The sequence below is a fragment of the Citrobacter sp. ABFQG genome (genome assembly GCF_004322975.1).
GTDB lineage: Bacteria > Pseudomonadota > Gammaproteobacteria > Enterobacterales > Enterobacteriaceae > Citrobacter > Citrobacter freundii.
The window spans coordinates 1,663,972-1,689,756 of the sequence record NZ_CP036435.1 but is presented as its reverse complement, the minus strand read 5'-3'; the positions used below and the strand labels follow the sequence as shown (position 1 = coordinate 1,689,756).

Sequence of the window (25,785 nt, the reverse complement as noted above, 5' to 3'; positions counted from 1 at the left end):
CACCTACCTTAAAACCGTGAACTGCCTGATGGCGCTGCGCTTATCAGGCCTACGTGGCGCTCATGTAGGCCGGATACGGCTTCAGCCACCATCCGGCAATCGTCTTCTTATGGTTTAACCATCTCTTTTTCGATCAACTGGATCAGGATATGAATCACTTTGATATGAATTTCCTGAATACGATCAGCGTAGCCAAAGTGCGGCACGCGAATTTCGATATCCGCGCTGCCCGCCATTTTGCCGCCATCTTTACCGGTCAGGGTGATAACTTTCATCCCTTTCTCACGCGCTGCGGCAATCGCTTTAATTACGTTACCGGAATTACCCGAAGTCGAGATGCCTAACAGGACATCTCCCTCACGACCCACGGCTTCTACGTAGCGAGAGAACACATAATCGTAACCGAAATCGTTGCTGACGCAGGAGATATGGCTGACGTCAGAGATAGCGATAGCAGGGTAACCAGGACGGTTTTCACGATAGCGTCCGGTCAGCTCTTCGGCAAAGTGCATCGCGTCGCAATGGGAACCGCCGTTACCGCAAGAAAGTACCTTACCGCCGGCTTTAAAGCTGTCTGCCAACAGGACCGCCGCGCGCTGAATGGCGTGAATATTGGCGTCATCTTTAAGAAAATTAGCCAGCGTTTCCGCCGCTTCGCTCAGTTCGTTACGAATAAGATCCTGGTACATGAGGATATCCTTCAGCATGAATGTAAATGACAAGGTGCAGTGTACCGGATAGCGCTACCAGCGAGAAGTACAAGCCACAGGAATGGCTACGGCTTTTGATTTTTTGTGCCGGTTAAAACAGCAACAATGTGAGCTTTGTTGTAATTATTTTGTAAACACATTGCTAAAAGAATTTACATCCACTACAACCATATCATCACAAGTGGTCAGACCTCCTACAAGCAAGGGAGCTTTTCGTTATGATGATTTTGAGTATTATCGCTACGGTTGTTCTGCTCAGCGTTCTGTTTTATCACCGCGTGAGCTTATTCCTCAGCAGCTTAATTTTGCTCGCCTGGACGGCCGCGCTTGGCGTGGCTGGCCTGTGGTCAGTCTGGCTGCTGGTTCCTCTGGCCATTATTCTCGTACCGTTTAACTTTACGCCGATGCGCAAATCTATGATCTCTGCACCGGTGTTCCGCGGTTTCCGTAAAGTCATGCCGCCGATGTCGCGTACTGAGAAAGAAGCGATTGATGCCGGTACGACCTGGTGGGAAGGTGATCTGTTCCAGGGCAAGCCTGACTGGAAAAAACTGCATAACTATCCTCAGCCGCATCTGACTGCTGAAGAGCAAGCGTTTATTGATGGTCCAGTGGAAGAAGCGTGCCGCATGGCGAACGACTTCCAGATCACTCACGAACTCGCGGATCTGCCGCCGGAACTGTGGGCATATCTGAAAGAACACCGCTTCTTCGCGATGATCATTAAGAAAGAGTACGGCGGGCTGGAATTCTCAGCATATGCTCAGGCTCGCGTTCTACAGAAACTCTCCGGCGTTTCCGGGATCCTGGCAATCACCGTTGGCGTGCCTAACTCATTAGGCCCAGGCGAACTGCTGCAACATTACGGCACCGAAGAGCAGAAAAATCATTACCTGCCGCGTCTGGCTCGCGGTCAGGAGATCCCATGCTTTGCTCTGACCAGCCCGGAAGCCGGCTCCGACGCAGGCGCGATCCCTGATACCGGCGTAGTTTGTATGGGCGACTGGCAGGGCCAGCAGGTGCTGGGTATGCGCCTGACCTGGAACAAACGCTATATCACGCTGGCGCCTATCGCTACCGTGCTGGGTCTGGCATTTAAACTCTCCGACCCGGAAAAACTGCTGGGGGGCGAAGAAGATCTTGGCATTACCTGTGCGCTGATCCCAACCTCAACGCCAGGTGTACAAATTGGGCGTCGTCACTTCCCGCTGAACGTGCCGTTCCAGAACGGTCCGACACTGGGCAAAGATGTGTTTGTACCAATTGATTACATCATCGGTGGTCCGAAAATGGCCGGTCAGGGCTGGCGCATGCTGGTGGAATGCCTGTCTGTGGGACGTGGTATTACCCTGCCATCTAACTCGACGGGCGGCGTGAAATCGGTCGCGATGGCCACCGGCGCGTATGCGCACATTCGTCGCCAGTTCAAAATCTCTATCGGCAAGATGGAAGGTATTGAAGAGCCGTTGGCACGTATTGCCGGTAACGCCTACGTGATGGACGCTGCGGCATCACTGATTACCTACGGCATTATGCTGGGTGAAAAACCGGCGGTGTTGTCGGCCATCGTGAAATATCACTGTACCCACCGCGGGCAGCAGTCAATCATCGATGCGATGGATATCACTGGCGGTAAAGGCATTATGCTTGGCGAAAGTAACTTCCTCGCCCGTGCTTATCAAGGTGCGCCAATCGCTATTACCGTTGAAGGTGCCAACATTCTGACCCGTAGCATGATGATCTTCGGTCAGGGTGCGATTCGCTGCCATCCGTATGTTCTGGAAGAGATGGCTGCGGCACAGAGTAACGATGTGAATGCGTTCGACAAGCTGCTGTTCAAACACATCGGTCACGTCGGCAGTAACGAAGTGCGTAGCTTCTGGCTTGGCCTGACGCGTGGTTTAACCAGCAGCACGCCAACTGGCGATGCGACCAAACGTTACTACCAGCACCTGAACCGTCTGAGCGCCAACCTGGCCCTGCTTTCAGATGTGTCGATGGCTGTACTGGGCGGTAGTCTGAAGCGTCGTGAACGTATCTCCGCACGTCTGGGCGATGTGTTAAGTCAGCTGTATCTGGCCTCCGCGGTGCTGAAGCGTTATGACGACGAAGGCCGTCATGAAGCGGACCTGCCGTTGGTTCACTGGGGCGTTCAGGATGCGTTGTACAAAGCGGAACAGGCGATGGACGATCTGCTGAAGAACTTCCCGAACCGTCTGGTCGCGGGCTTGCTGAATGTGGTTATCTTCCCTACCGGTCGCCACTACCATGCACCGTCTGACAAATTGGATCATAAAGTCGCGAAGATTTTGCAGGTTCCGAGCGCTACTCGTTCTCGTATTGGTCGCGGTCAATATCTGACGCCAAGCGAGCATAACCCGGTTGGTTTGCTGGAAGAGGCGCTGCTGGACGTGATTGCAGCCGACCCAATCCACCAGCGGATCTGTAAAGAGTTGGGTAAAAACCTGCCATTTACCCGTCTCGACGAACTGGCGCACAATGCGCTGGCGAAAGGTCTGATTGATAAAGATGAAGCCGCGATTCTGGTGAAAGCCGAAGCGAGCCGCCTGCGCAGTATCAACGTGGATGACTTTGAACCCGAGGAGCTGGCGACTCAGCCGGTAAAGCTGCCAGAGAAAGTGCGTAAAGTCGAAGCAGCATAACGACACTCGCACGACGTTTAGCCCCGCTTAATGCGGGGCTTTTTATTGCCACATTTTCATTAATGCTCATGCTACAGTGTCAAAATGTTGTTCAACGAGGAGCCTCGATCGTGCCTGGTTTGAAAATTACTCTGCTGCAACAACCATTGATCTGGATGGATGGTCCGGCCAACCTGCGCCATTTTGACCGACAACTGGAAACCGTCGCCGGACGTGATGTCATTGTATTGCCTGAGATGTTTACCAGCGGATTTGCCATGGAAGCGGCAAATAAATCGTTGCCGCAAGAAGAAGTTGTAAGCTGGATGCGTAGCAAAGCGCAGCAGACAAATGCCCTGATAGCAGGTAGCGTGGCGATACAGTCTGAACGGGGGCCGGTGAATCGTTTTTTGCTGGTTGAACCCGAAGGTAATGTGCATTTCTACGACAAGCGCCATCTGTTCCGCATGGCGGATGAGCACCAGCATTACCAGGCGGGTGACGCGCGCGTTATTGTTGAATGGCGCGGCTGGCGCATTCTGCCGTTGGTCTGTTATGACCTGCGTTTTCCGGTATGGTCGCGCAATCGCAACGATTACGACCTTGCGTTGTATGTTGCCAATTGGCCGGCGCCGCGTTCTCTGCACTGGCAGGTTCTGCTTGCCGCACGGGCGATTGAGAACCAGGCTTATGTAGCAGGATGTAACCGCGTGGGCACTGACGGTAACGGGCATCATTATCGCGGTGACGGCCGGGTGATTAATCCGCAGGGTGAGATTATAGCCACCGCCGAGCCGCATCAGGCCACACGCATTGACGCAGAACTGTCTCTCTCAGCGCTGCGTGAATATCGCGAGAAATTTCCCGCCTGGCAGGACGCCGACCCATTCACACTATAACTATCGCCTTCACTCCCGCTGCATAACGTTTTTCCGTGGCGGGATTGTTTCACTCCGTAACCAACCGCAAAACAAATTCGCGTGGCGACATGCGGTGGGCATCGTATCCTGCAAAAGATAATCACTCGTAACCAGCGAGTGACTGACAATGTTAATAATTCCCTTATCAGGATCTCGACATGAAGAACTTCTTACGCATGACTTTGCTGGCAGTTACCGTGGCTGGCGCTTCTTTTAGCACCCTTGCAGCAACCACATCTAATGTTCCGGCTCCAGCCCAGGATCCGATAGTACAACATCTTAAGTTGAGCACTGACCAGATTGCGCAGATTAAAAAACTGCACCAGCAGCTTGAAACCAACGTAAGCCAGATTTCGGTGAAGGATGTTAAAGACGGCGCGTTGATTGACGTCATCAAGTCCGGGAAGTGGGATGAAACAGCCGTCAAAAAACAGCTTTCGGCATTCAGCAACATCGAACAGCAGGCGCGTTATTATCGCGTGAAATACTATTTTGACCTGAACAAAGTGCTGACTCCAGAACAGCGCCAGCAGGTGCAAAAAGACATCGCACAGACGCTAAGCGAGTAATTGTCAGAGCCTGGATCAGCAATGATTCAGGCTTTTCGGTAAAATCGCCTGTTCAAACAGAAAACCCTGTACAGCATCTGCGCCGCTCATACGGCAAATGGCATAATCCTGTGGCGTTTCTACCCCCTCAATGACAACCCGTTCACCCAGCCCACGAAACTGATTGACCAGAACCCTCAACTGCCACTCCGATGTTCTGAACTGATGAAACATTCCACTTTCAATTTTGATGGCATCGAAACGGATGCCCGACAGCCGCCAGACAAAAAATAGCTCAGGTGAAACATCATCCAGCCACACGCGAAACCCGTGACGCACCAGCGTTTTTACGGCGATGCATACGGCCTGCTGCTCTGCCTTCTCCAGCCGCATCATGGAGCCCGGATCCTGAATCTCAATAACAATCCGCCCCTGATGCACCTGCTTTGTGAGACGCGTGACCCATGACAGACAGGTCAGCATCCTGATGGATAAATTCAACGAATAGCTTCCAGAAAGAGCCAGCACCCGTTGCATTTGCCATAGAAAAAGCTGCTGTTTTGCCGCAATTGAAAGGTGCTTGAAAAACAAATCCAGTGGGAGCGGAGTGCGTACCTGACTTAACACTTCACAGACATCCAGCGATACGTCATCAAAAAAATGAATGCGCTGCAAACGGATCCCAGTGATCTGCAGCAGTTCGGCGTTGCGGGGAAGTTCTGGCACATAACGGGCCTGTTCGCTGAATCTGTTCATATCATTCCATTATTTTATTAAAAGGACGTCGTGCATCCTGCAGCCACGGGATACGGCGATCGTTCGGGTATATCAGGCAAAAGCGCGTCGCCAGACGATGCGCCTCGACAAGGTCGCGCTGTTGCAACGCCAGCAAGATTTGCGTGAAGGAGACATTAGGGTCTGGGTGAACGCGCACATAGTCAGGCGCCCAGCGGCGAACCGCCTCCAGCCAATGAGCGTCCCGGGTACGCTGATACCGTTGCAGATACCCCATCTGGACATCAAACCGATAGCGACTGGTAAGAAGCCAGCCTCCTACAGGGAGCGATTCGGCAAGATGCCACTGCGATGACTGCCTTTCCGCCAGCGTCAGTTGCTGTTGCGTATGCAGCGTGAGAAGCAGCAATGGCGCAACGGTCAGTAGCGAGATAACCCCTGGCGCGCGAATCAGCCACGTCGACGTAAGCACCAGGCGTATTCCAGCTCGGTCGCTGTCTGCACATCGAAGCAACAGGATCAGCAGTAGCCAATGCGGCGTTGACTGCCTGACGGGGTATTCCGTCAGCATATGAATCACCACCGGCAGCGCCGCCACCAGACAGGCGCGACGCCAACGATTTCCATGCATCCAGAGCCAGAAACCACTCGCAATAAAACACAGCGCTCCCACCAGCCCAACCAGACCGCCCTCCACCAGCCATAACACCAGTTCATTGTGCGGATGCGAGATGCTGCTCAACCCCAACGGTCCCGCACGTTCGAGAAACACGGCGGCAAAACTGCCCACGCCCCACCCCGTCCACGGGCGTTCGGCAAATAATGCCAACGACGTTTTGAGTACCGTCCAGCGCACCTGGGAAGTGGTGAAGTGATCGACCGTTGCAACGGACAAAAAATGGCGAACGAGCGACCCCGCCGCCATGCCTGACGCCAACGGCAACAGGAGTAGTAACAACGTACGCCGTTGCGCCGGGAAAACCGCCAGCAGCAGCACTTCACCGACTACCAGAGACAGGTAACCGGTTTGCGACTGGGATTCATGCAGCACAAATCCCATCATCACCAGGCCAACCCCGATGACAATTCGATACCCGTCGCGCAGCCGTAAAAAGAGCGTGGCTGACAGCAACACGCCACAGGCCGTAAAGCTGGCCAGCAGGTTGACCTGCTGAAAAATGCCGTAAGGCCGTGTACCACGTCGCCAGGCAAACTCCCAGTAATCCACGCCCGGCAAATGCCAGTACTGATAGACAAACACCAGACATTCAATCACGCACGCCCCCCATAGCAGGGCCAGCAGTGCCGTCAGGGTGTTTGCCGTGAGAGGAATTTGCAATGTGACCAGATAGACGCTCACACCTCCCAGTAACGCCCCCGCCACCAGTAGTGCCTCGGCCTGCCTGACGTCAGGTGTTAGCAGGCAAAGCAACATCAGGATGAACGCCCCGATCGTAAAACCCGCAGCTGGCACAGTGATGCGCCAGCGTTGACGAGGCGCCAGCATCAATGCGCTTGCAGCCAGTACAACAGCGTAGATCCAGCTCGTAATATTAAGCGGCAACGACAGACCGCTGCCGCCGTTGTTCGGCCAGTAGAGATGCATGGCCCCACACCAGAAAAACAGACTAATACCGAGCAATAATTTCTGCGCAGGCAACGGCGCAATCCGATTCAGTACGTTCATCATGCTACTGGTAGTTCAACGTCCAGGTCCCGCTGGCGCTGAACGGACCGTATTCGAGAGACTGATTTTTTATCGCCGATGGCTCCGCTGCGACCCACGCCAAAAAATTCAGCGTCATCGAGCCTTCTGTTATCTCTTTGACTGATGTGCTCTCATCAAGGCGGATTGCCGTGCCGTCCTCTTCGCTCATCCCAATCCCGATCCCTGACGCGCCCCCTTGTTCACTGCTATCCAGCGCCAGATGATCGGCCAGCTCCGCATCCTCACGACCGCTGAAGGTAACCGAGATCCCACGGAAAACCTCAGGATTGCAGTCGCGTAACTGGATGCTGAATTTTTCCGGCTTACTGCGCCCCGATAGATAGAGATCCTGCGTCGCGATTTGCTTGAAATCGACCTCGATTTTGTCGCCACCCGGTGCAAGGCTGCAGGCCAGTGCTCTGATGGTGCCGTGAAAATACATATCGCCGCCGACCAGTTTGGTGTCGGCCTGTGCCATGCTGCCAAGCAGTAACATACCGGTCGCGAATAACGCCGAGAATCTCATGACATCCCCCTACTGAAACTGCGCGACAACGGTGGCAGAGGCTTCAAATTCACCTTCCTTCACGCTTCCCACGCCCGGCTTTGCCACCGGCGCGGCGGTGAGATTCCAGTCGCCCTGATTCTGGTAAAACCCCTTCACGTTGTAAAATTGATTGGGCACGACGGTGCCACCACTCTCGTCTTTAAGCATAATGCCGAGATCGTCGCGTTTTTGTCCGCCGCTTAACGTGCCGAGGAGATTACCGTTAAATCCCGCCGTGCCTGACGCCGTGGTCGTTTGCACGCCAAGATTGATATTCAGCGCGCCCTGATCGAAGCTGCCGCCTTCACACACCACATGTATAGGGATTGGCTTACTATAGTTAGTGCCGTTGAGCCGGGCAGCGGATCCTGGCAAATCGCCAAACTCAATGCTGATTTTGTCTCCCCGGTTGAAGGTGCATTTGTCCGGTACGGTAATCAGCCCGGATTTAATCACCACGCGGGAAATTGGCGTTGTCGGCGTAGGACCAGCATCCCCTAAGCGCCCAGCAACCTCCACCAGCGACTGGGAGGTAATATTGATGCCATTAATAATGGGTTTTGTGACAATAAACGTCACTTTCCCTTTTGAACCACTTTCTATGTTGGTAGCCCGCTCGTAACCTTTGCGCTTTTTGCAGCTATGATCGTTATAACGATTTGAAAAATTGGTAAAAGGTGCCTGAACGTAGTTGTTATAACGCCCGGCGACCCACACCTGTACTTCCACATCCAGATACTCGTTTAGACGAAAACGGTTCGCTCCCTGATTGGAAGGCGGCATCGTGGTCGTGGTGGTGTAGTAAATCGGTTGTCGGGAGATGTCAGCCTGTTCGCAGTGAAAATCCACTACATACCAACTGCCAAGATTCCAGGGGAACGGCTCCGTTCTGCCGCCCACGTGGTTTTTGCTGACATCCAGCGAGTTCAGTTCAATATCGTACTGATGCGGCGACCCACCTTCCGGCTCACCTTCTCCCTGTGTAAATGCCTGCCCGGCCAGAGGACAGCCTGCCAGCACCCCCCACAGCAGCATTTTGCGCAATACGCTCATAGATACTCCAGCTTAAGTCTGACCAGACCGTTAAACTCTCCGGCGGTCACCTCTCGCCCAAAAGATTCCAGCGCGGCAAGAAAATGAATGGCGTTATCGCCCGGTTTGAGGATCCACATGCGTTGCGGTTGATTCAGGTGGATCAACTGCTTACGTTCAGTCAGTAGCCGGATGCCCGCGCCGCGAACATCGCCACGAATGCGCCCCAAATCGCTGTTTTCCGGTGCGCCTTCAGCCATCATCGTCATCGAAACACCACGCTCCACCGTGCTGTAAGCAAGCTCAGGCATCTCACTGGTCTGCCCGGGAAAATCCCTTAAGGTATGACCGGAGCCCTTTAAACAACCGTTCAGATACAGCGTGACCAATACCGGATCGCTGCGATCGCCGCCCTGGCGAAATCGGCTGGCGGAAATATCACCAAGATCGATAGTCTGATCGCGGGAGGCCATATCCAGCACGCACGGCGAAACGAATACCCGACCATGAAAGCGGACATTGCCATACTCACCGGACACGTTGCTCATATCCTGGCGACCGCTTGTGGCCTGAACCGAGCAGGCCATGCCCGCCATCAGCAGAGCGCAAAGCATCTTTTTCATTTACGAATCCTGTTACCGGGGCTGTTGCTCCATTGGCAATGCTTTACACACATTGCCTGTGCAGCTGAATTTCAATTCGGGATGACCGCCAAAATCGTTCACATACATCATGCTGAACTGGCTAACGCTGCCGTCGGTCACACTGAAATCGCGAGAGGACTTTGGTGAAACCATAACCCCAGGGAAGTCAGTCAGCCTGTCGCCGCCCTGAGCTTCAGGTTTGCGGCTTAAGCCGATCAAGGTGACGAAGTACGGCGTTGGGTTATCCACACTCCAGCGCAGGCCCTGCTTATGAAAGACCAGTTGGTTTTGCCACACGGCGCCCGGTGTTTCCGGCACGATGGCGGTCGGACGGTAGAACAGTTTGATACGCGACTGCATCGCCAGCTGCAGCACGTTCGGCTTATCCGGCTTGGGCGGAATTTCGCGCACGTTCAGGTAGAACAGACTTTCTCGATCCTGTGGCAGAGCGTTAATACCGCTGGTTTTCGTCACACGTGCAATGCCCTTTTGCCCGCCGTTAATCCGTTGTAGCGGCGGTAAAACCATCAGCGGCGAGGTGATTTTTGTTCCATTGGCGTCTTCCACCCACGACTGAGCCAGAAACGGAATGCTCGGACTGGTGTTGGTTAAGTTCGCGCTGACAGAGCGCGCATCACCGGTGATGATCAGGCGGGTACGGTCAAGTGCGATACCCGCCCATGAGGCGTTGATCTCTGCAATAAAAAGCAGACCGCAGGCCACGGGTTTCAGCCAACGCTGCACGGAGTAAAAAGCTTGATTTTTCATGACAAAATTCATTCAGGTTATTGAAATTATTCACAAGGCAACAGCACGTTACCTTCCGGGTTGATTTGTTGCGGCACCTGTAAGTGACACTGAGCACGACCGCCCCAGGCAACAGAAAGACGCTCAGCTGGATTCACACCCGCAATCCAGGCCATGCCGTTTTCCATCACCATGGCGACGCTGACACCGTTGGCGTTAAACACTTCGGCACCAAACGGCGGTACAGAGCCATCCTTCAGGCGCAGCAGCGCCATCATTTTTTGCCCCTGCGCCACGGCGAAGCGCTGATAACCAATCGCGCCTTCCGTCAGGGTGTTGGTGACGATGGCTTTGGTCGCGGAAATATCCTCGTCCATTGCGTCCACATCGATACGGGTATCAAAGCTGTGATAGCTGACGACGTCCGGTACGACGGCAATACCGAAGCGGTTTGAGTGCGCCTGTTCACCGTTCAGCGGTACATTCGCCACACCGTCGGTATCAACCATCACCCTGGCGGTATTCATTGACGCCTGGCTGTTATGCAGCGCCGCGCCGTGACGCGTTGCGGTAAAGCCGCCGCGCATCGTGCCGCCAACGGAGAAATAACGTGATTGCTGCCAGCTGACGTTAGACTCAAGCTCAGCCATCATGCTGCGATGCTTGTAGTAACCATCAAACGCGGTGTGCCCTTCACCGGAAACCCCTGCGCGCAGTCGCCATGGATTGTTACGGTCGCGGTTATCGGAATACGAAACCATCTGACTGGTCTGGTTGCCGCTGTTTTGCACTTCATAATCCATGGAGCGGCCATCGCTCCATGGCACAGAAATGGACAGCGAAAGGCTGTCGTCCCGTTTGCCCTGATACTCAGAGCGGTAAGCAGCAAGGTTGGCGCTGATCCCCTGAATGCCTGCGAACGAAAAGCTGTGTCCCATCGACAACCCGTAACGATCCTGAGAGCCACGATCCCAGTAATTCTGGTGGGTATAGGTCAGGTACAGCGTGGTCGCTAATTGCGGGTCGTCAGCAAAAAAGGTCTTGTTACCGGTGATGGTGTACATCTCTTTTTCGTTGCCGGCGCTGTTGTTATTTTCATACTGCTCGTCAAGGAACTGCGAGAAGGTGCGGAAGTTACGCTGTGAAAAGCGGTAACCAGCAAAGGTGATGGCGCTGTTGTACTCATCAAAGGTTTTGGCATAGCTGAGCTTAAAGGACATCCCTTTTTGTTCAGTCTGATGCTTCACCCGACTCACGGATTGCGTCGCGTCAGCCGACAGCGCACCCAGCCAGCTCAAATCCCGCCCAATCCCCATCGACCAGGCGTTATAACGATCGCCAGTGAGCAACGCGCCGCCATACAGCGACCACGCATTGCTGACCCCCCAGGAAAAATCACCGCTATAAAACGCAGGCCCCTGGACGTCGTGGTTATAACGCGATGGCTTACCGACCGCGGCGTTGTATCGAACATAGCCCGGGCGCGTCAGGTAAGGAATATCGGCCGTATTGACCTGAAAGGTTTGTACACTGCCATCCTGCTCTTCGACGCGAACATCCAGCGTGCCGCGTACCGAGCCGTGCAGATCCTGAATATTAAATGGCCCCGCAGGAACGGTGGTTTGATAGATAACACGCCCCTGCTGACTGACAGTGACCTTCGCATTGCTGCGCGCGATGCCATGTACTTCGGGCGCGTAGCCCTGCAAATTCGGCGGCAGCATGCGTTCGTCGCTGGCGAGGTTCGCCCCGGTGAAACGTACCGAATCAAAAACCTGAGAATTCAGGTAGATTTCGCCGAGCGTCAGTTTTGCCGCCTGCATCGGTAACGGGCGATAGGCATAGATCTGATCCCAATCGATTCGCCCTCGGTTCTCATCCGAAGCGTAATTGGCTTGATACTGCCCACGAAAACGCCACGCGCCGAGGTTAAAGCCAGTCTGTCCATAGCCAGACAGAGAGCGATAACGATCGCCGCCCTGCTCGTAATGTGTGGCCTGACCTGAAACGCTGTAGTCAAAAATCAGCCCTGCGGCACCGTTATCCCAACGCTCCGGCGGCGTCCAGTCTGGATCGGTATATTTCATCCATGCCTGAGGCACGGTAATGTCCAGTACGCCGGCGCTATTATTCAGCACCACACCCGGCAGGCGGGAAATGTCATAGCAGGCCGCGCTGATCGGGTGAATATAGGTCAGCGCCTCTTCTTTGAGCGCCAGTAATTCAAGTTGTTGTGGCGTCAGACAGGCCATGGATTTATGCGGGTTGGCAGGGTCGACGATATAACGAATCGACTGCTGAGGGATCTCCTGGCTGTTAATACGAACATCCAGCAGATATTCTCCGGGAGTCACAAAGTTGCCTTCGGAAAAACGCTGCAAATCGACATTGTGCCTGTCGCTGGCATCCAGTACGTCGGTATTAAATTCAATGGCCTCATCCGCTTCAACAAATGAAGAGGCACAGACCAGAGCAATAAAAAGCGCCAGACGTTTTTTATCTGTTTTCAGCGTGATCATTTTCGTTCGCAAACCTTCAGATACCCGAATTGCAGTGCAGCTCAGAGATAATTCACAACAAAATGCGTGACCGCAGTAAATTCGCCGGATGTCATTCTTCCGTCGCGGGAGATCAAATAAGCCGTAAAATTGAGCGTGTTTTTCCCTGGGTTAAGCGCATAGTCCGGTGATGGCTCACCCAGATGAATTTGCTGTCCTTTGCCGTCATATATTTCTATCGCTAAATTTTCAGTTTCCGATTGCACGCTCAGATAATCAGGATTGTCACTATCGGGTGCGCCGGAAAAGGTAATATTGGCGCGTTGAAACAGACTCCCCGGATGTTGAGAATCCCCAAGGGAACATCCCAGCAAATGAATGCTGAAATCATGCGCAGATACTTTTTCAGGTTTACCGGAAATATCTCTGGCTGAGAGATCATCAAATTCAACCAGTAGCGACCGGTCGCGCGGATCGACATAACAGGCAGCTTCAATAATATTTCCCCGCATGCGCATTTTGCCGGGCGTACTGACAAGACGATGAGTGTCAGCCAAAACCCATGCAGGCGATATAAAGATAAAAAGCAGTAAAATACGCCATCCAGGCATCACCGCATTTCCTTTCAGTTATTCGCAGGAAGGGTTAGGCAGGCGCATAATTGCGCCTGCTGCAGATCGTTACTGGTAGTCGATCTGGAAATTAACGGTAGATTCGAAATCACCCGGAGTTACCGCTGCAGATGCGTTGTTTGCCTGCAGGTAAGCGACGAAATCAATGTCGGTTTCGCCATCGGTAATGTTGACCTGAGAGGCGGCTTTGCCCCATTCCACGTCCTGGTTGCCGCTGTCAACCATACCGATGCCCGCACCCTTTGCAGTACCCGAGGTGAACGCGGCCAGCGCGTTGTTATCTGAATCAATTGTTGCCGGGGTATAGGTCACAGTAGCCGTTTTCGCGACGGTCGTATCACAGCCCTGCAGCACGATTTTGGCATGCTTAACGCCAGCACGTTGGTTGTCTTTTAACTGAGAGGTTGGGATTTCACCAAAATTTACCTGCACCGGGCTGGATTCTGGGGCCAGACCGCATGCGGAATTAACTAGAGAACCAGTGAAGTGAATTTTACCGTTAGTCGGTTCAACATTTTTTGCAGCATAAGCAGAAGATGCAGTAAAAGCCATTCCCGCCATCAGCGCACAGGCCACAGCCACGTTTTTCATTTTCATATTACTACTTAACCTTATATCTTTTTTTTGGTTATTCCGACGATCTATTTCCGCAGACAATCAATGCAAGGGAAATCCTGATCTGCAGGTGGCGGTAGTGCATATCCTTGCAAACAATCCATCTCAAGCCACCCCGTATTTTGAACTTCATTGGTATTCCATCCGAAATACCGTCCACAGGTGTTTACGCTGTTTCGGGACTTATATTAAGTCGACGAAAAAATGACACAATGCAAAAATCCGGTATTAATCAAACTCAGGGAATCGTGTTGTAACACAGTCTGTCGAGCGATCGTTTACCTAAAAAACAGCCAAAAAACATACCACACCCAGTGTTAATTGCTATTATTTATGGTTTTTATAGAGTTTTTATCTATCAAATATTTTTTTATTTAGCCAGAAGAACAGGCAAAATGTATTTATGAAAGTTTTGTAAAAATGAAATTAGGTATCAAAAGCGAGTAATGACAATAAGATAGTGAAAGAGAGAAAGGACATAGGAGGATTCTATTAGATATATTAAAAGATTGTTATATAAATATTAATAAAGAGTTCTATGGTACAATCATTTTTTATAAATGAATTATGTTATGCTATTGCTTCCCCCACTCGAATGCGAGATATCCTGCTTTAAAGGAGACATCAGTGATTTCTCATATACCAATAAACAAAATCAAATCCGTAATTATTGGTGATGGCTTAGTTTTCAGACCACATAAAAATACCCTAAAAGACCTGGCGTCTGGTGAAATGGCCACATTGAATAATGTGGCAACACAATTACTGCTCTATCTGTTGCAAAATGGTAAAGAGATATCCTCGCGCGATGAAATTCTGCAGAATGTTTTCCAGCATAATGGCGCCAGAGCGACGGATGCTAATCTCAATCAGCACATTTCATTTCTGCGCAAAGCAATAACGTCTACGGGCCATCCTGCAGAACTGATCGTCACCATTCCGCGAATAGGATTTCGGATGGGCGACGCCAGTATCAATATTCAGCAACTGGAGGAAGCACAAGCACCCACCAGAATAGCCAATATTGCATTGATGCCCAGGAAAAAGAAACGAAACCTGTGGCCTGTCACGATAACAACGTTAATTACCGGAATCGCCGTGCTGGCGACAGCGTGGTTAACATGGATACCCAATAAAATCGCTATGACGGACGCGGCGATCCTGCGGACTATCGACTACGAGCAGTGCCGTGTGCATATATTAGGAAACGCCCTCACCGACACCATTACCGAAAAAAAAGCACTGGATATTTTCAAGTCCGTGGGTATTAACCCTAACTGTTCGTATCCAAAAGATCTGTATCTCAATACCTGGGCGAGCAACCATAATCTGGTTGAGTGGTCATTTGCCGCTGAATGCGGGCTAAACCTCGGCTATTACCATTGCATCAGCCAGTATCGCCATCATGAGGAATGATATGAAGCAGGAAAGCGATCACTCTCCTTTACTATGGTCAGTCGTGATTGCCATTTTTGGGCTGGCGACTATCGCTTTTTTTATTATCGCCGGGAATGCGAAAAAACAAGAAATCAGTTTTTCCTGTTCCTCGGAATTCACGTCGATACTCGACATCCAAAACACCAAAAAGGAACTCCACGGAATAATGCTGATCACCAGCTACAACTCTGGACACCTCTCATTGTCAGTACAAGGGAAACTCAAAAGTGATGATGGCGAGTTTGCTGTTAACCGAAAACTGTTCTTTCGCTATGCCCGACCACTCGGCCATACCGCCGGCGTTTTTATGCTCACCCCCGACGGACGCGAAAAATCCCCGGATGATGAAGCAACGGATGCTATAGATTATCTTTTCTTTGACGCTTACGAACGTGCCGACAAGCTGTATATGCTAAAGCACCTGAATGAGGAAACGGTTCTTATTGGCGATAACTTTTCACCCCGCTTCGCCTGCGTGATGAATCACTTCGCAAGTTAATCGCCTTCTGGATATGCGTCGGGTTAAGGATGACCTGATGTGTTGCCCACCCGAAAGCACGGGCGCGGTCGATAGAACGTGAGAATGAGATTATTATTTTTGGCGGGTTAATAACGACGAAAGCCTGAATCATTTCTGATTCAGGCTTTCTGAATAGTGGCGGAATGGACGGGACTCGAACCCGCGACCCCCTGCGTGACAGGCAGGTATTCTAACCAACTGAACTACCACTCCGCGTTGTGTTCCGCTTGGGAACGAAGCGAATATTACGGATTGCTTCGCACCTCGTCAACGCTTTTTCTCACGTTTTTTAATCGTTTGCTGCAAAAATCACCCGAACGGCCATTTTCATACGGTAAATGTACAAACTATGCCCGCCAGAGGCAACTTCCGCCTTTCTTCTGCACCAGGTCAAGGCGTGACTCATGGGCCGCTAACTCTTCATCAGTGGCGAAAACAACACGTAGTTTGCTGGACTGGCGCACAATACGCTGGATCCCCGTGTCATTCCTCTGCTGGCTGTCGCCTTCCATTGAGAACGCCATCGTGGTCTGCCCGCCGGTCATCATCAGATAAACGTCGGCCAGAATCTGGGCATCAAGCAATGCGCCGTGCAGGGTTCGTTTACTGTTGTCTATCTCATAGCGCGAGCACAACGCATCAAGGCTGTTTCGCTTGCCAGGAAACATTTTCCTCGCCAGCGCCAGGCTATCGGTTATTTTGCAGAATTCGTTCGTCTTCGGAATATCCCGCTTGAGCTTCGCGAACTCGTAATCCATAAAACCGATATCGAACGATGCGTTATGGATGACCAGCTCCGCGCCGCGAATGTAGTCGAGAAATTCGTCGGCTACATCAGCAAACGTGGGTTTATCAAGCAGGAATTCGTCTGCGATTCCGTGTACGCCGAACGCTTCCGGGTCCACCAGCCGATCCGGCTTCAGATAAACATGGAAGTTATTGCCGGTCAGGCGGCGGTTCACCACTTCAACCGCACCGATCTCAATGATCTTGTGGCCTTCATAGTGGGCGCCAATCTGGTTCATACCGGTGGTTTCGGTATCGAGGACGATCTGTCGTGTAATTCCAGTGCTCATAACGGTCATTTATGTCAGACTTATCGTTTGATTTCGATTTGCTAAAACAGGAAGTCTACCAGAGATGCTTAAACAGGTAGAAATTTTCACCGATGGTTCTTGCCTGGGAAATCCAGGACCGGGTGGTTATGGGGCGATTTTACGCTATCGCGGGCGCGAAAAAACCTTTAGCGAAGGCTACAACCTTACAACTAATAATCGCATGGAGCTGATGGCAGCAATCGTTGCGCTGGAAGCCCTGAAAGAACAGTGTGAAGTGATACTCAGCACGGACAGCCAGTATGTGCGCCAGGGCATTACGCAGTGGATCCACAACTGGAAGAAGCGTGGCTGGAAAACAGCAGATAAAAAACCAGTGAAGAACGTCGATCTGTGGAAGCGTCTCGATGCCGCTTTGGGCCCTCATCAAATCAAATGGGAATGGGTTAAAGGCCATGCGGGCCATCCGGAAAACGAACGCTGCGATGAGCTTGCGCGCGCCGCGGCCATGAGCCCAACTCAGGATGATATTGGGTATCAGACTGAGGCTTAAGCGTCCGGTTTACGGTATTGCCGGGTCGCGCCAACGGCATGACGGATAGGCGTTTTGCTTTTATTTTGTTTCATCGGGTTGAGTGTAAGTGGAATGGTTCGCTTGCGCGCAACCACCAGCTGTAAACAGCCCAGCGCGGGGATATGGGTGCTTAACATTTTCCCGCCCTTCTTATTCCAGGGCAGAACATGAAAACGACTATAGTGCAGCACTTCAAAATTCAGTAATGATAGCCAGTCCAATTGACGCATGAGGGTAAACATCCGACTGTTATAGGGCGATGTCTTACGCAATACGGGCACCAGTTTACGCAAACCCATCAGGCTTACCGGGTTAAAGCCGCTCAAAATCAACCAACCGTCATCAATCAACACGCGATCGGCTTCACGCAGTAGGCGATGCGGATCGGAACACCACGGTAACGTATGGGCCAATAAACAGACATCCACGGACTTATCGGCAAAGGGAAGATGCAAAGGATCGGCCGTCACCTGCATGGGAGAACCCTGCAAAGAAACATTTACCTGATGAGAAACCGCGCACGCTTCGGAATCGATTTCTGCGCTTAAATTACCAACCTTAAGCAGATGAAAACCGTACATTTTTGCGAACCACGGGTTAAGCTGATACTCCAGCGCCTCACGATAGTGTTCGCCCCAGGGCAGATCATCCCAGCTAACGGGCGCTACGACAGTTTGAGGGATCCTTGCCGGTTTCATCACAACCTTCCGTTACGCATTGAGAGGTAATATATGAATCTTAACAGTATTCCTGCATTTCAGGACAATTACATCTGGGTCTTGTCAAATAATGACCAGCATTGTCTGATTGTGGACCCGGGTGAAGCGGCTCCTGTTCTGAAAGCCATTGCAGAGCATAACTGGGTGCCTGAAGCCATTCTGCTAACCCATCATCATCAGGATCACGTGGGCGGAGTGAAAGAACTTCTGCAGCATTTCCCACAAATAGTGGTATACGGACCGGCTGAAACGCAAGATAAGGGAACGACACACATAGTCGAAGATGGTGATATTGCACTCGTTTTGGGGCATGAATTTAGGGTAATTGCTACTCCGGGTCACACTTTAGGACATATCTGTTACTTTAGCCATCCTTACTTATTTTGTGGTGACACACTCTTTTCTGGCGGTTGCGGTCGACTTTTCGAAGGCACAGCGACCCAAATGTATCAATCACTTAAAAAAATAAACGCCCTTCCTGACGATACATTAATTTGTTGCGCACATGAGTACACATTAGCAAACATGAAGTTTGCCTTAAGCATTCTCCCGCACGATTCGTTCATAAATGAATATTATCGTAAAGTTAATGAGTTACGCGTAAAAAAACAAATGACACTACCCGTAATTCTGAAAAATGAGCGGCGAAATAATCTTTTTTTAAGAACAGAAGATATTGATTTAATTAATGAAATTAACAAAGAAACAATATTGCAACAACCTGAGGAGCGTTTTGCCTGGTTAAGGTCAAAGAAAGATACGTTCTGACAATTCCGGGTTGCCTTTTGAAAACTTCGCCGTTATGATCGGTCGTCTTTTAAGCAACTATTGACACACACATGAAGGCAAAAGCGATATTACTCGCCTCTGTCCTGCTTGTTGGGTGCCAGAATACTGGTAACGTCCAACAACACGCACAGAGCCTTTCTGCAGCTGGTCAAGGGGAAGCAGGAAAGTTTACAAGTCAGGCGCGATGGATGGACGACGGAACATCTATCGCTGCTGATCAAGATTTGTGGGCTTTCATTGGTGACGAGCTAAAGATGGGAATTCCGGAAAACAGCCGGATTCGCGAACAGAAACAGAAGTATTTACGCAATAAGAGCTATCTCCACGATGTAACTTTACGGGCAGAGCCGTATATGTACTGGATAGCCGGGCAGGTTAAGAAACGTAACATGCCTATGGAACTGGTACTACTACCCATAGTGGAGAGCGCTTTTGATCCTCACGCAACGTCTGGCGCCAATGCCGCAGGTATTTGGCAGATCATTCCGAGCACGGGGCGCAATTATGGTTTAAAACAGACCCGCAGTTATGATGCACGTCGCGACGTTGTGGCTTCCACCACCGCCGCGCTGGACATGATGCAGCGTCTGAACAAGATGTTTGATGGCGACTGGCTGCTGACCGTTGCTGCTTATAATAGCGGTGAAGGTCGTGTCATGAAGGCAATCAAAACGAACAAAGCTCGTGGTAAACCCACTGACTTCTGGTCGTTGCCATTGCCTCAGGAAACGAAGCTATACGTGCCCAAAATGCTGGCATTGAGCGATATACTCAAAAACAGCAAACGCTATGGCGTACGTCTGCCAACAACAGACGAAAGCCGCGCGTTGGCACGTGTTCGCCTGAGTAGCCCAGTTGAGATGGCTCAGGTTGCCGATATGGCGGGTATTTCCGTCAGCAAGCTGAAGACCTTCAATGCAGGCGTGAAAGGTTCCACGTTGGGTGCCAGCGGCCCGCAATATGTGATGGTGCCAAAGAAGCATGCAGAGAAGCTGCGTGAGTCTCTGGCTTCAGGCGAAATTGCAGCCGTGCAGTCAACGCTGGTCGCGGATAACACGCCGCTGAACAGCCGTAGCTACAAAGTTCGCTCTGGCGATACGCTTTCTGGCGTCGCTTCACGTCTTGGCGTGAGCATCAATGACCTTAAGCAGTGGAATAATCTGCGCGGGTCGTCGCTGAAAGTAGGCCAGAATCTGACGGTGGGCGCTGGTAGCAGCGCACAGCGACTGGCGAACAACAGCGATAGCATTACCTATCGTGTGCGTAAAGGCGACTCGCTCTCGAGTATTGCCAAACGCCACGGGGTTAACATCAAGGATGTGATGCGCTGGAACAGCGATACGAATAATCTACAGCCAGGCGATCAGCTAACGTTGTTTGTGAAAAACAACGACATGCCGGACTCCTGATAGCATTGTAGAAATGAAGGCACTGGTTTCCCCCCAGTGCCTTTTTTATTTATCCCGCTTTATGTGCCTCAACCATTATCGTGTCGCTGGTAAACGAGCCATCTTCCTGTAACGCAAAGTAGTCTTTCACTTGTGCAGAAGCACTTTGTTGGTAGGCACGAATCGCGTCGCTCAACGCTGCAGGCGTACGCATCCGCGCCACCCACGAACTGAATTCCAGCGCCAGACGATCGGTTAACAAGGTATCGGCAATCAGATTGGCGTCATTGATTAACGACAACCACTCTCCGCTGGAATAGTTGCGTACGTGTGAGGTATCGCGTAACGCCTCCGCGGTTTGCAACCAGATATCACGTACTGGGTGGCCAGGCGACATCACATCCATCACAATCAGTACACCACCGGGCTTCAGAACGCGGTTCACTTCCCGCAGCGCGCGCCCGACATCATGCCAGTGATGCGCGGAATAGCGGCTAATCACCACATCAAATACGTTATCTTCAAATGGCAGGCTTTCAGCATACCCCTGCCGTGTGGCGATATTATCCAGACCTCGGTCTTTTGCCGCCTTAGCAACCACTTCAAGCATCTGCGACGATAAATCATAAGCCATGACCTGCTTTACGTGTTGCGCGGCCACAAAGCTGGCGTGCCCTGCTCCGCATCCCATATCCAATACGCGAGCCTGTGGAAATGCCGACAACCTTTCCCCCAGACGTTGCAAGTCACGGCCAGAGGCGTGCACCGTACTGGTTAAATAGGCATTAGCCTGAGAGCCAAACTGTTTTTCGACGTTGTCATGGTGAGAACGTGTTGTCATTGTGTTGTCCTTCGGTTGTTGAGAAATATGAAGGGCAACCATCACAGGCCTGCCCTATGGCAGACCTGACACACCGTTATTGTTCAGGTTTGCCGGGACTGAATTCAACGAGTAGCGGGTTGTGATCGGATGCGCGGGTGACCAGCACAGAGGCTTCACTCACGTTCAGACCGCGATAGAACACAAAATCGAGAGGGCGACCAAACGCACGGCGGCGCTGATCGTCAGTAAAGCGAACCTGGCGCAGCGACATTTCACGCGCAAAGCGGTACAGCGCATTCATCCGTCGACGGCTCCAGGCATTAAAATCGCCGGCCATGATCACCGGACCGCTGTGATGAGCAATCTGATCGCCAATGGGAAGTAACTGCTTACTATAGACATCAACGCCAAGGCTAAAGTTAACCGCGTGGATATTCACCACCATTAACAGCCGAGTGTCAGGCAACGGGTACACCGTCACCAGCGCCGATTTCGCCAGCCGTAAAATAGGCTCACGCTCGCGCAATGGACAGCAGTAAACAGGATGAGCAGCAGAGAGCGTCATGACGCCAGAGGGATGCTGAGGCAGCACAAAGGCCGGAACCTGATCGGCAGCAAGATAGTTAGCGGTCGCAAACTGCACCAGTTCTGGCGTGGTTTGTGCTTCCTGCAATAACACCAGATGCGCATCTTTGCCAAAATTCTTCAGCACCGACTGCCATTCTGCGCGCTGCTGTTTAAAAATATTCCATACCAGCACACGAATGCGATCTTCACTGCTTAACGGAACGCCTGCGGGTAATGCCTGGCCAATATGCGCAAACGACCCCGGCGGTAAAATCCGCTCGGCGGGTTGTCCGGCAACATAACGCATGGCATAGGTGTTTTTTCGCACTTTAGACTTTCAAACCTCTGTAACGTCAACCAGTCCGCAGCCGGACTGGTTCTTCTGTTATAGGGATTTTAGCACTCACTTTCAACGAACAATTGCAGTTTGTTTTGTAAGTGGGCGCTTACATCAATGATTTACCCCAAAGCAACGCGCGCGGGCTTATCAAGACGACCGCTGAGTCCCATCAGCAGGAACGCAACCAGGACAATAAGTGCGCCAATCCACGGCGTCTGCGCCAGACCATAATGCTCGACCGTTTGTCCACCAATCACTGAACCCAGTGCAATGCCAATGTTAAACGCCGCAATATTCAACCCTGACGCCACATCTACAGCATTAGGCGTAAATTGTTCCGCTTTCTGTACCACGTAGACCTGCAACCCCGGTACGTTACCAAAGGCAAAGATCCCCATTACCAGGATGGTAGCCAGCGCGGCATACTGCGTAGAAGCCGTCAGTTGGAAAACCATCAACAGAACAAACAACGCGGCGAAAATGAATTTCAGCGCAGGAACAGCACCATGCTTATCCGCCAGCTTACCACCCCAGATATTACCGATAGCCACTGAAACACCGTAACCCAGTAAGATCCAGCTTACTGCTGCCGGAGAGAATCCCGCCAGATCCTGCATCATCGGTGCCAGGAAGGTGAATGCCGTGAATACACCGCCGTAGCCCAGTGCCGTAACGGCATAAATCAGCAACAGACGGGGATGAGTCAGCACCTTCACCTGGTCGCGAATGCTGGCGGCTGCACGACCGGGAATGTTGGCGGGGATCAACAACTGGCTACTGATCAGTGCAATCACGCCTAACATTGATACCGCAAGGAAAGTCTCGCGCCAGCCAAAGTGTTGACCAATAAACGTTCCCAGCGGCACGCCGGTTACCAGCGCCACCGTTAAGCCACCAAACATAATGGCGATGGCGGAGGCCGCTTTCTCTTTCGGCACCAGACTTGTCGCGATGGTAGAACCAATCGAGAAGAATACACCGTGTGCCAGCCCAGTCAGCAGACGAGCGACAATGAGTGTCATATACCCGGGAGCCTGCCATGCCAGCAAATTCCCCGCCGTAAACAGAACCATCAGCGCAACCAGTAACTGCTTACGTGGCAGGCGTCCGGTCAAAGCGGTCAGTACCGGTGCGCCAATCGCCACACCCAGCGCATAGATGGAAACCAGCATCCCGGCGGAAGGTAACGAGATCGCCAGTTGTTGAGCGATAGTCGGCACCAGACCAACAATCACAAACTCAGTAGTGCCTATAGCGAAGGCACTAATTGTTAGTGCAAATAAAGCGAGAGGCATAAATAACTCCGTAACATCAGTAATCAGATGACACGCAGTATGCCTGGATGTTTTAATGACAAAAATATTCAAAATCTCAATATAATTTTGCGTCAGGTGCAAAAATGAAAGCAACCTCTGAAGAACTTGCGATTTTTGTAGCGGTAGTGGAAAGCGGCAGCTTTAGCCGGGCGGCAGAACAGCTTGGACAAGCCAATTCCGCGGTCAGTCGGGCAGTAAAAAAGCTGGAGATGAAACTGGGCGTCAGTTTGCTTAATCGAACGACCCGACAGCTAAGTCTCACTGAGGAAGGAGAGCGCTATTTCAGGCGGGTGCAGCAGATACTGCAAGAGATGGCTGCAGCAGAAACGGAAATCATGGAGTCGCGTAATACTCCGCGCGGCCTGCTGCGCATCGACGCAGCAACACCGGTGATGTTGCATTTCCTGATGCCGCTAATCAAACCGTTCCGGGAGCGGTATCCCGAGATGACGTTGTCTCTCGTCTCCTCGGAAACATTCATCAATCTTATTGAACGAAAAGTGGATGTTGCTATACGAGCGGGCACACTGACTGACTCGAGTCTACGTGCGCGTCCGTTATTTACCAGCTATCGCAAGATTATTGCCTCACCGGAGTACATTGCCCGTTTTGGTAGACCAGAGACCGTCAAGGAGTTAAAACAGCATCTGTGTCTGGGGTTTTCCGAACCGGTTTCGCTCAATACCTGGCCGATTGCCTGTAGCGACGGACAGCTGCATGAGGTCGAGTGTGGCATTTCTTCCAACAGTGGGGAAACGCTAAAACAGCTTTGCCTGAACGGCAACGGCATCGCCTGTCTTTCAGATTATATGATAGATAAAGAGATCGCGCGGGGAGAGCTAGTGGAACTGCTGGCCGATAAACGTCTGCCGGTAAAAATGCCTTTCAGCGCCGTTTACTACAGCGATCGTGCGGTCAGTACACGTATTCGTGCATTTATAGACTTTTTAAGTGAATATATAAGAACAGCTCCCGAAGGAGCTGTAAAAGAGGGGTAAGGGATACACAGGATCGGGCAATTAATCCCAGGCAGGAGCCAGACCTTCCGGGCTGACCAGACGATCGTTGCAGTCCAGTGCCGCGATCATTTTTTTATCTTCGGCATCCAGATGCAGTTCCAGCGCCAGCAGGTTGCTTGCCAGGTTTTCACGTTTGGTAGAAGAAGGAATTACGGAGTAACCTTCCCCCATTGCCCATGCCAGAATAACCTGCGCCGGGGTCGCGTTATGTTTAGCGGCAATGTGCGCAATCACTTCATCTTTCAGCGCGTTACCGTAAGCCAGCGTCATGTAAGAGGTGATGTGGATACCGTGTGCTTTCGCCCAGTCAACCACCTTACGGCTCTGAAGATACGGAGAAAGCTCAATCTGGTTGGTCGCAATATTGTCTGCGCCTACTGCGGCAATGGCTTTTTCCATCAGCGCAATAGTGAAGTTTGAGATACCAATTTCACGAGTCAGTCCCTGCTGTTTTGCTTCGAGCAGCGCCAGCATGAATTCCTCAACAGATACAGCATCTCCTGGAGATGGCCAGTGGATCAGCGCCAAATCAACATAATCTGTACGCAGTTTCTTCAGGCTTTCTTTCAGACTTGGGAGCAGTTTTTCTTTGCTGAGATTTTCAATCCAGATCTTGGTGGTGATGTACAGTTCGTTACGCGGTACGCCGCTTTCGACAATCGCCTGACCAACAGCCGCTTCATTATCATAGATTTGCGCAGTGTCGACAGCACGGTAGCCCAGCTCAAGCGCCGTTTTAACAGAAGCGATAACCACGTCGTCTTTCAGGCGGAAAGTACCCAAACCGAATGCAGGGATAGCCATAGAATTCCTCTTTTTAATCACTATGTTCGTTAACTAAGAGGATTATGACTTCCAGCTCTTTATAGAAAAAGAGTGATAAATGCAGAGGATTTTTGCGGATGTAGCAATAATTAAATTGCAGGCAAAGAAAAAGCCCTGAGCTAATGCTCAGGGCTCTTAATAAGTGGCGGAACGGACGGGACTCGAACCCGCGACCCCCTGCGTGACAGGCAGGTATTCTAACCAACTGAACTACCGCTCCACCGAATTTCTTTGTCACTACCCGGATTCTTCATCCCGGTTTACTGCAATTTAATGCCTGGCAGTTCCCTACTCTCGCATGGGGAGACCCCACACTACCATCGGCGCTACGGCGTTTCACTTCTGAGTTCGGCATGGGGTCAGGTGGGACCACCGCGCTACAGCCGCCAGGCAAATTCTGTTTATCAACACGCTTTGGCATGTCGATGTAATCTG

At 51.6% G+C, this 25,785-nt stretch carries 24 protein-coding genes, 2 tRNA genes, 1 rRNA gene and 1 pseudogene; 9 read left to right on the top strand and 19 right to left on the bottom strand.

Annotation, left to right across the window (positions count from 1 at the left end):
• Nucleotides 1–107: 107 nt before the first annotated feature.
• Nucleotides 108–689 carry a D-sedoheptulose 7-phosphate isomerase gene (gene lpcA, locus WN16_RS08140; protein WP_003031390.1) on the bottom strand — a complete coding sequence of 194 codons (582 nt, stop codon included), beginning with the start codon at nt 687–689 and terminating at the stop codon, nt 108–110.
• Nucleotides 690–928: 239 nt separating this feature from the next.
• Here lpcA and fadE point away from each other — a divergent pair, with 239 nt between their 5' ends.
• From fadE to WN16_RS08125, 3 genes are all read left to right on the top strand, one after another.
• Nucleotides 929–3,373 (top strand): acyl-CoA dehydrogenase FadE, encoded by a 2,445-nt coding sequence (fadE, locus tag WN16_RS08135; RefSeq protein WP_044702510.1) that lies wholly within the window; start codon nt 929–931, stop codon nt 3,371–3,373.
• A 110-nt stretch (nt 3,374–3,483) separates the two neighbouring features.
• The gene (locus WN16_RS08130; protein WP_032937062.1) at nt 3,484–4,251 is read left to right on the top strand and encodes an amidohydrolase; all 768 of its coding nucleotides are present in this window, start codon (nt 3,484–3,486) and stop codon (nt 4,249–4,251) included.
• A 179-nt stretch (nt 4,252–4,430) separates the two neighbouring features.
• Nucleotides 4,431–4,841, top strand: a complete 411-nt coding sequence (locus WN16_RS08125) for a Spy/CpxP family protein refolding chaperone (protein WP_003838871.1) — start codon at nt 4,431–4,433, stop codon at nt 4,839–4,841.
• A 15-nt stretch (nt 4,842–4,856) separates the two neighbouring features.
• Here the strand turns inward: WN16_RS08125 and WN16_RS08120 are convergent, their stop codons facing one another.
• The 9 genes from WN16_RS08120 to WN16_RS08080 form a co-directional block, all read right to left on the bottom strand.
• The gene (locus WN16_RS08120) at nt 4,857–5,576 is read right to left on the bottom strand and encodes an EAL domain-containing protein (RefSeq protein ID WP_044702512.1); all 720 of its coding nucleotides are present in this window, start codon (nt 5,574–5,576) and stop codon (nt 4,857–4,859) included.
• A gap of 1 nt (nt 5,577) precedes the next feature.
• Nucleotides 5,578–7,245 carry an O-antigen ligase family protein gene (locus WN16_RS08115; RefSeq protein WP_044702513.1) on the bottom strand — a complete coding sequence of 556 codons (1,668 nt, stop codon included), beginning with the start codon at nt 7,243–7,245 and terminating at the stop codon, nt 5,578–5,580.
• A gap of 1 nt (nt 7,246) precedes the next feature.
• The gene (locus tag WN16_RS08110) at nt 7,247–7,789 is read right to left on the bottom strand and encodes a fimbrial protein (protein WP_044702515.1); all 543 of its coding nucleotides are present in this window, start codon (nt 7,787–7,789) and stop codon (nt 7,247–7,249) included.
• A gap of 9 nt (nt 7,790–7,798) precedes the next feature.
• Nucleotides 7,799–8,863, bottom strand: coding sequence for a fimbrial protein (locus tag WN16_RS08105; RefSeq protein WP_044702517.1), 1,065 nt, complete (start codon nt 8,861–8,863; stop codon nt 7,799–7,801).
• A complete protein-coding gene (locus WN16_RS08100) occupies nt 8,860–9,465 on the bottom strand; it encodes a fimbrial protein (protein ID WP_032948581.1) in 606 nt (201 codons plus the stop codon). The genes WN16_RS08105 and WN16_RS08100 overlap by 4 nt, the downstream gene beginning before the upstream one ends.
• Nucleotides 9,466–9,477: 12 nt before the next feature.
• Nucleotides 9,478–10,254, bottom strand: coding sequence for a fimbria/pilus periplasmic chaperone (locus WN16_RS08095; RefSeq protein WP_003838882.1), 777 nt, complete (start codon nt 10,252–10,254; stop codon nt 9,478–9,480).
• A 26-nt stretch (nt 10,255–10,280) separates the two neighbouring features.
• Complete coding sequence (locus WN16_RS08090; RefSeq protein ID WP_044702520.1) at nt 10,281–12,752, bottom strand: fimbria/pilus outer membrane usher protein; 2,472 nt, start codon at nt 12,750–12,752, stop codon at nt 10,281–10,283.
• A 41-nt stretch (nt 12,753–12,793) separates the two neighbouring features.
• Entirely contained in the window at nt 12,794–13,342 is a 549-nt protein-coding gene (locus WN16_RS08085; protein ID WP_003838886.1) for a fimbrial protein, read from the bottom strand.
• A 69-nt stretch (nt 13,343–13,411) separates the two neighbouring features.
• Nucleotides 13,412–13,960 (bottom strand): fimbrial protein, encoded by a 549-nt coding sequence (locus WN16_RS08080; protein WP_044702521.1) that lies wholly within the window; start codon nt 13,958–13,960, stop codon nt 13,412–13,414.
• A 750-nt stretch (nt 13,961–14,710) separates the two neighbouring features.
• Here WN16_RS08080 and WN16_RS08075 point away from each other — a divergent pair.
• Both WN16_RS08075 and WN16_RS08070 read left to right on the top strand, forming a co-directional pair.
• Nucleotides 14,711–15,394, top strand: coding sequence for a winged helix-turn-helix domain-containing protein (locus tag WN16_RS08075; protein ID WP_223232893.1), 684 nt, complete (start codon nt 14,711–14,713; stop codon nt 15,392–15,394).
• 1 nt (nt 15,395) lies between these two features.
• Nucleotides 15,396–15,914, top strand: coding sequence for a hypothetical protein (locus WN16_RS08070; protein ID WP_003838893.1), 519 nt, complete (start codon nt 15,396–15,398; stop codon nt 15,912–15,914).
• Nucleotides 15,915–16,071: 157 nt separating this feature from the next.
• Here WN16_RS08070 and WN16_RS08065 read toward each other — a convergent pair.
• Nucleotides 16,072–16,148, bottom strand: a tRNA-Asp gene (locus WN16_RS08065).
• A 134-nt stretch (nt 16,149–16,282) separates the two neighbouring features.
• Nucleotides 16,283–17,011 (bottom strand): DNA polymerase III subunit epsilon, encoded by a 729-nt coding sequence (gene dnaQ / locus WN16_RS08060; RefSeq protein WP_003031410.1) that lies wholly within the window; start codon nt 17,009–17,011, stop codon nt 16,283–16,285.
• Here dnaQ and rnhA point away from each other — a divergent pair.
• A pseudogene (rnhA, locus tag WN16_RS08055) lies at nt 16,965–17,543 on the top strand (ribonuclease HI). The gene dnaQ and the pseudogene rnhA sit on opposite strands and share 47 nt — an antisense overlap.
• Here the strand turns inward: rnhA and WN16_RS08050 are convergent.
• The gene (locus WN16_RS08050) at nt 17,540–18,262 is read right to left on the bottom strand and encodes a class I SAM-dependent methyltransferase (protein WP_003031413.1); all 723 of its coding nucleotides are present in this window, start codon (nt 18,260–18,262) and stop codon (nt 17,540–17,542) included. The pseudogene rnhA and the gene WN16_RS08050 overlap by 4 nt on opposite strands.
• Before the next feature lie 33 nt (nt 18,263–18,295).
• On the opposite strand from WN16_RS08050, the gene gloB reads away from it, so the two are divergent.
• The gene (gene gloB / locus WN16_RS08045) at nt 18,296–19,051 is read left to right on the top strand and encodes a hydroxyacylglutathione hydrolase (protein WP_003031418.1); all 756 of its coding nucleotides are present in this window, start codon (nt 18,296–18,298) and stop codon (nt 19,049–19,051) included.
• A gap of 71 nt (nt 19,052–19,122) precedes the next feature.
• The gene (mltD, locus tag WN16_RS08040) at nt 19,123–20,481 is read left to right on the top strand and encodes a murein transglycosylase D (protein WP_003031421.1); all 1,359 of its coding nucleotides are present in this window, start codon (nt 19,123–19,125) and stop codon (nt 20,479–20,481) included.
• 49 nt (nt 20,482–20,530) lie between these two features.
• Here the strand turns inward: mltD and WN16_RS08035 are convergent, their stop codons facing one another.
• From WN16_RS08035 to WN16_RS08025, 3 genes are all read right to left on the bottom strand, one after another.
• Nucleotides 20,531–21,301: a class I SAM-dependent methyltransferase gene (locus tag WN16_RS08035; RefSeq protein WP_044702525.1), complete on the bottom strand. Its 771-nt coding sequence runs from the start codon at nt 21,299–21,301 to the stop codon at nt 20,531–20,533.
• Nucleotides 21,302–21,377: 76 nt separating this feature from the next.
• Nucleotides 21,378–22,178 carry an endonuclease/exonuclease/phosphatase family protein gene (locus WN16_RS08030; protein WP_003031427.1) on the bottom strand — a complete coding sequence of 267 codons (801 nt, stop codon included), beginning with the start codon at nt 22,176–22,178 and terminating at the stop codon, nt 21,378–21,380.
• A 131-nt stretch (nt 22,179–22,309) separates the two neighbouring features.
• Entirely contained in the window at nt 22,310–23,485 is a 1,176-nt protein-coding gene (locus WN16_RS08025; protein WP_003838907.1) for an MFS transporter, read from the bottom strand.
• Nucleotides 23,486–23,589: 104 nt separating this feature from the next.
• Here WN16_RS08025 and yafC point away from each other — a divergent pair, with 104 nt between their 5' ends.
• Entirely contained in the window at nt 23,590–24,504 is a 915-nt protein-coding gene (gene yafC, locus WN16_RS08020) for a DNA-binding transcriptional regulator YafC (RefSeq protein ID WP_044702526.1), read from the top strand.
• A 21-nt stretch (nt 24,505–24,525) separates the two neighbouring features.
• Here yafC and dkgB read toward each other — a convergent pair whose 3' ends face one another.
• The 3 genes from dkgB to rrf form a co-directional block, all read right to left on the bottom strand.
• Entirely contained in the window at nt 24,526–25,329 is an 804-nt protein-coding gene (gene dkgB / locus WN16_RS08015) for a 2,5-didehydrogluconate reductase DkgB (RefSeq protein WP_044702527.1), read from the bottom strand.
• 164 nt (nt 25,330–25,493) lie between these two features.
• Nucleotides 25,494–25,570: transfer RNA gene (locus WN16_RS08010), tRNA-Asp, on the bottom strand.
• A 55-nt stretch (nt 25,571–25,625) separates the two neighbouring features.
• Nucleotides 25,626–25,741 (bottom strand): 5S ribosomal RNA (rrf, locus tag WN16_RS08005).
• Nucleotides 25,742–25,785: the final 44 nt, after the last annotated feature.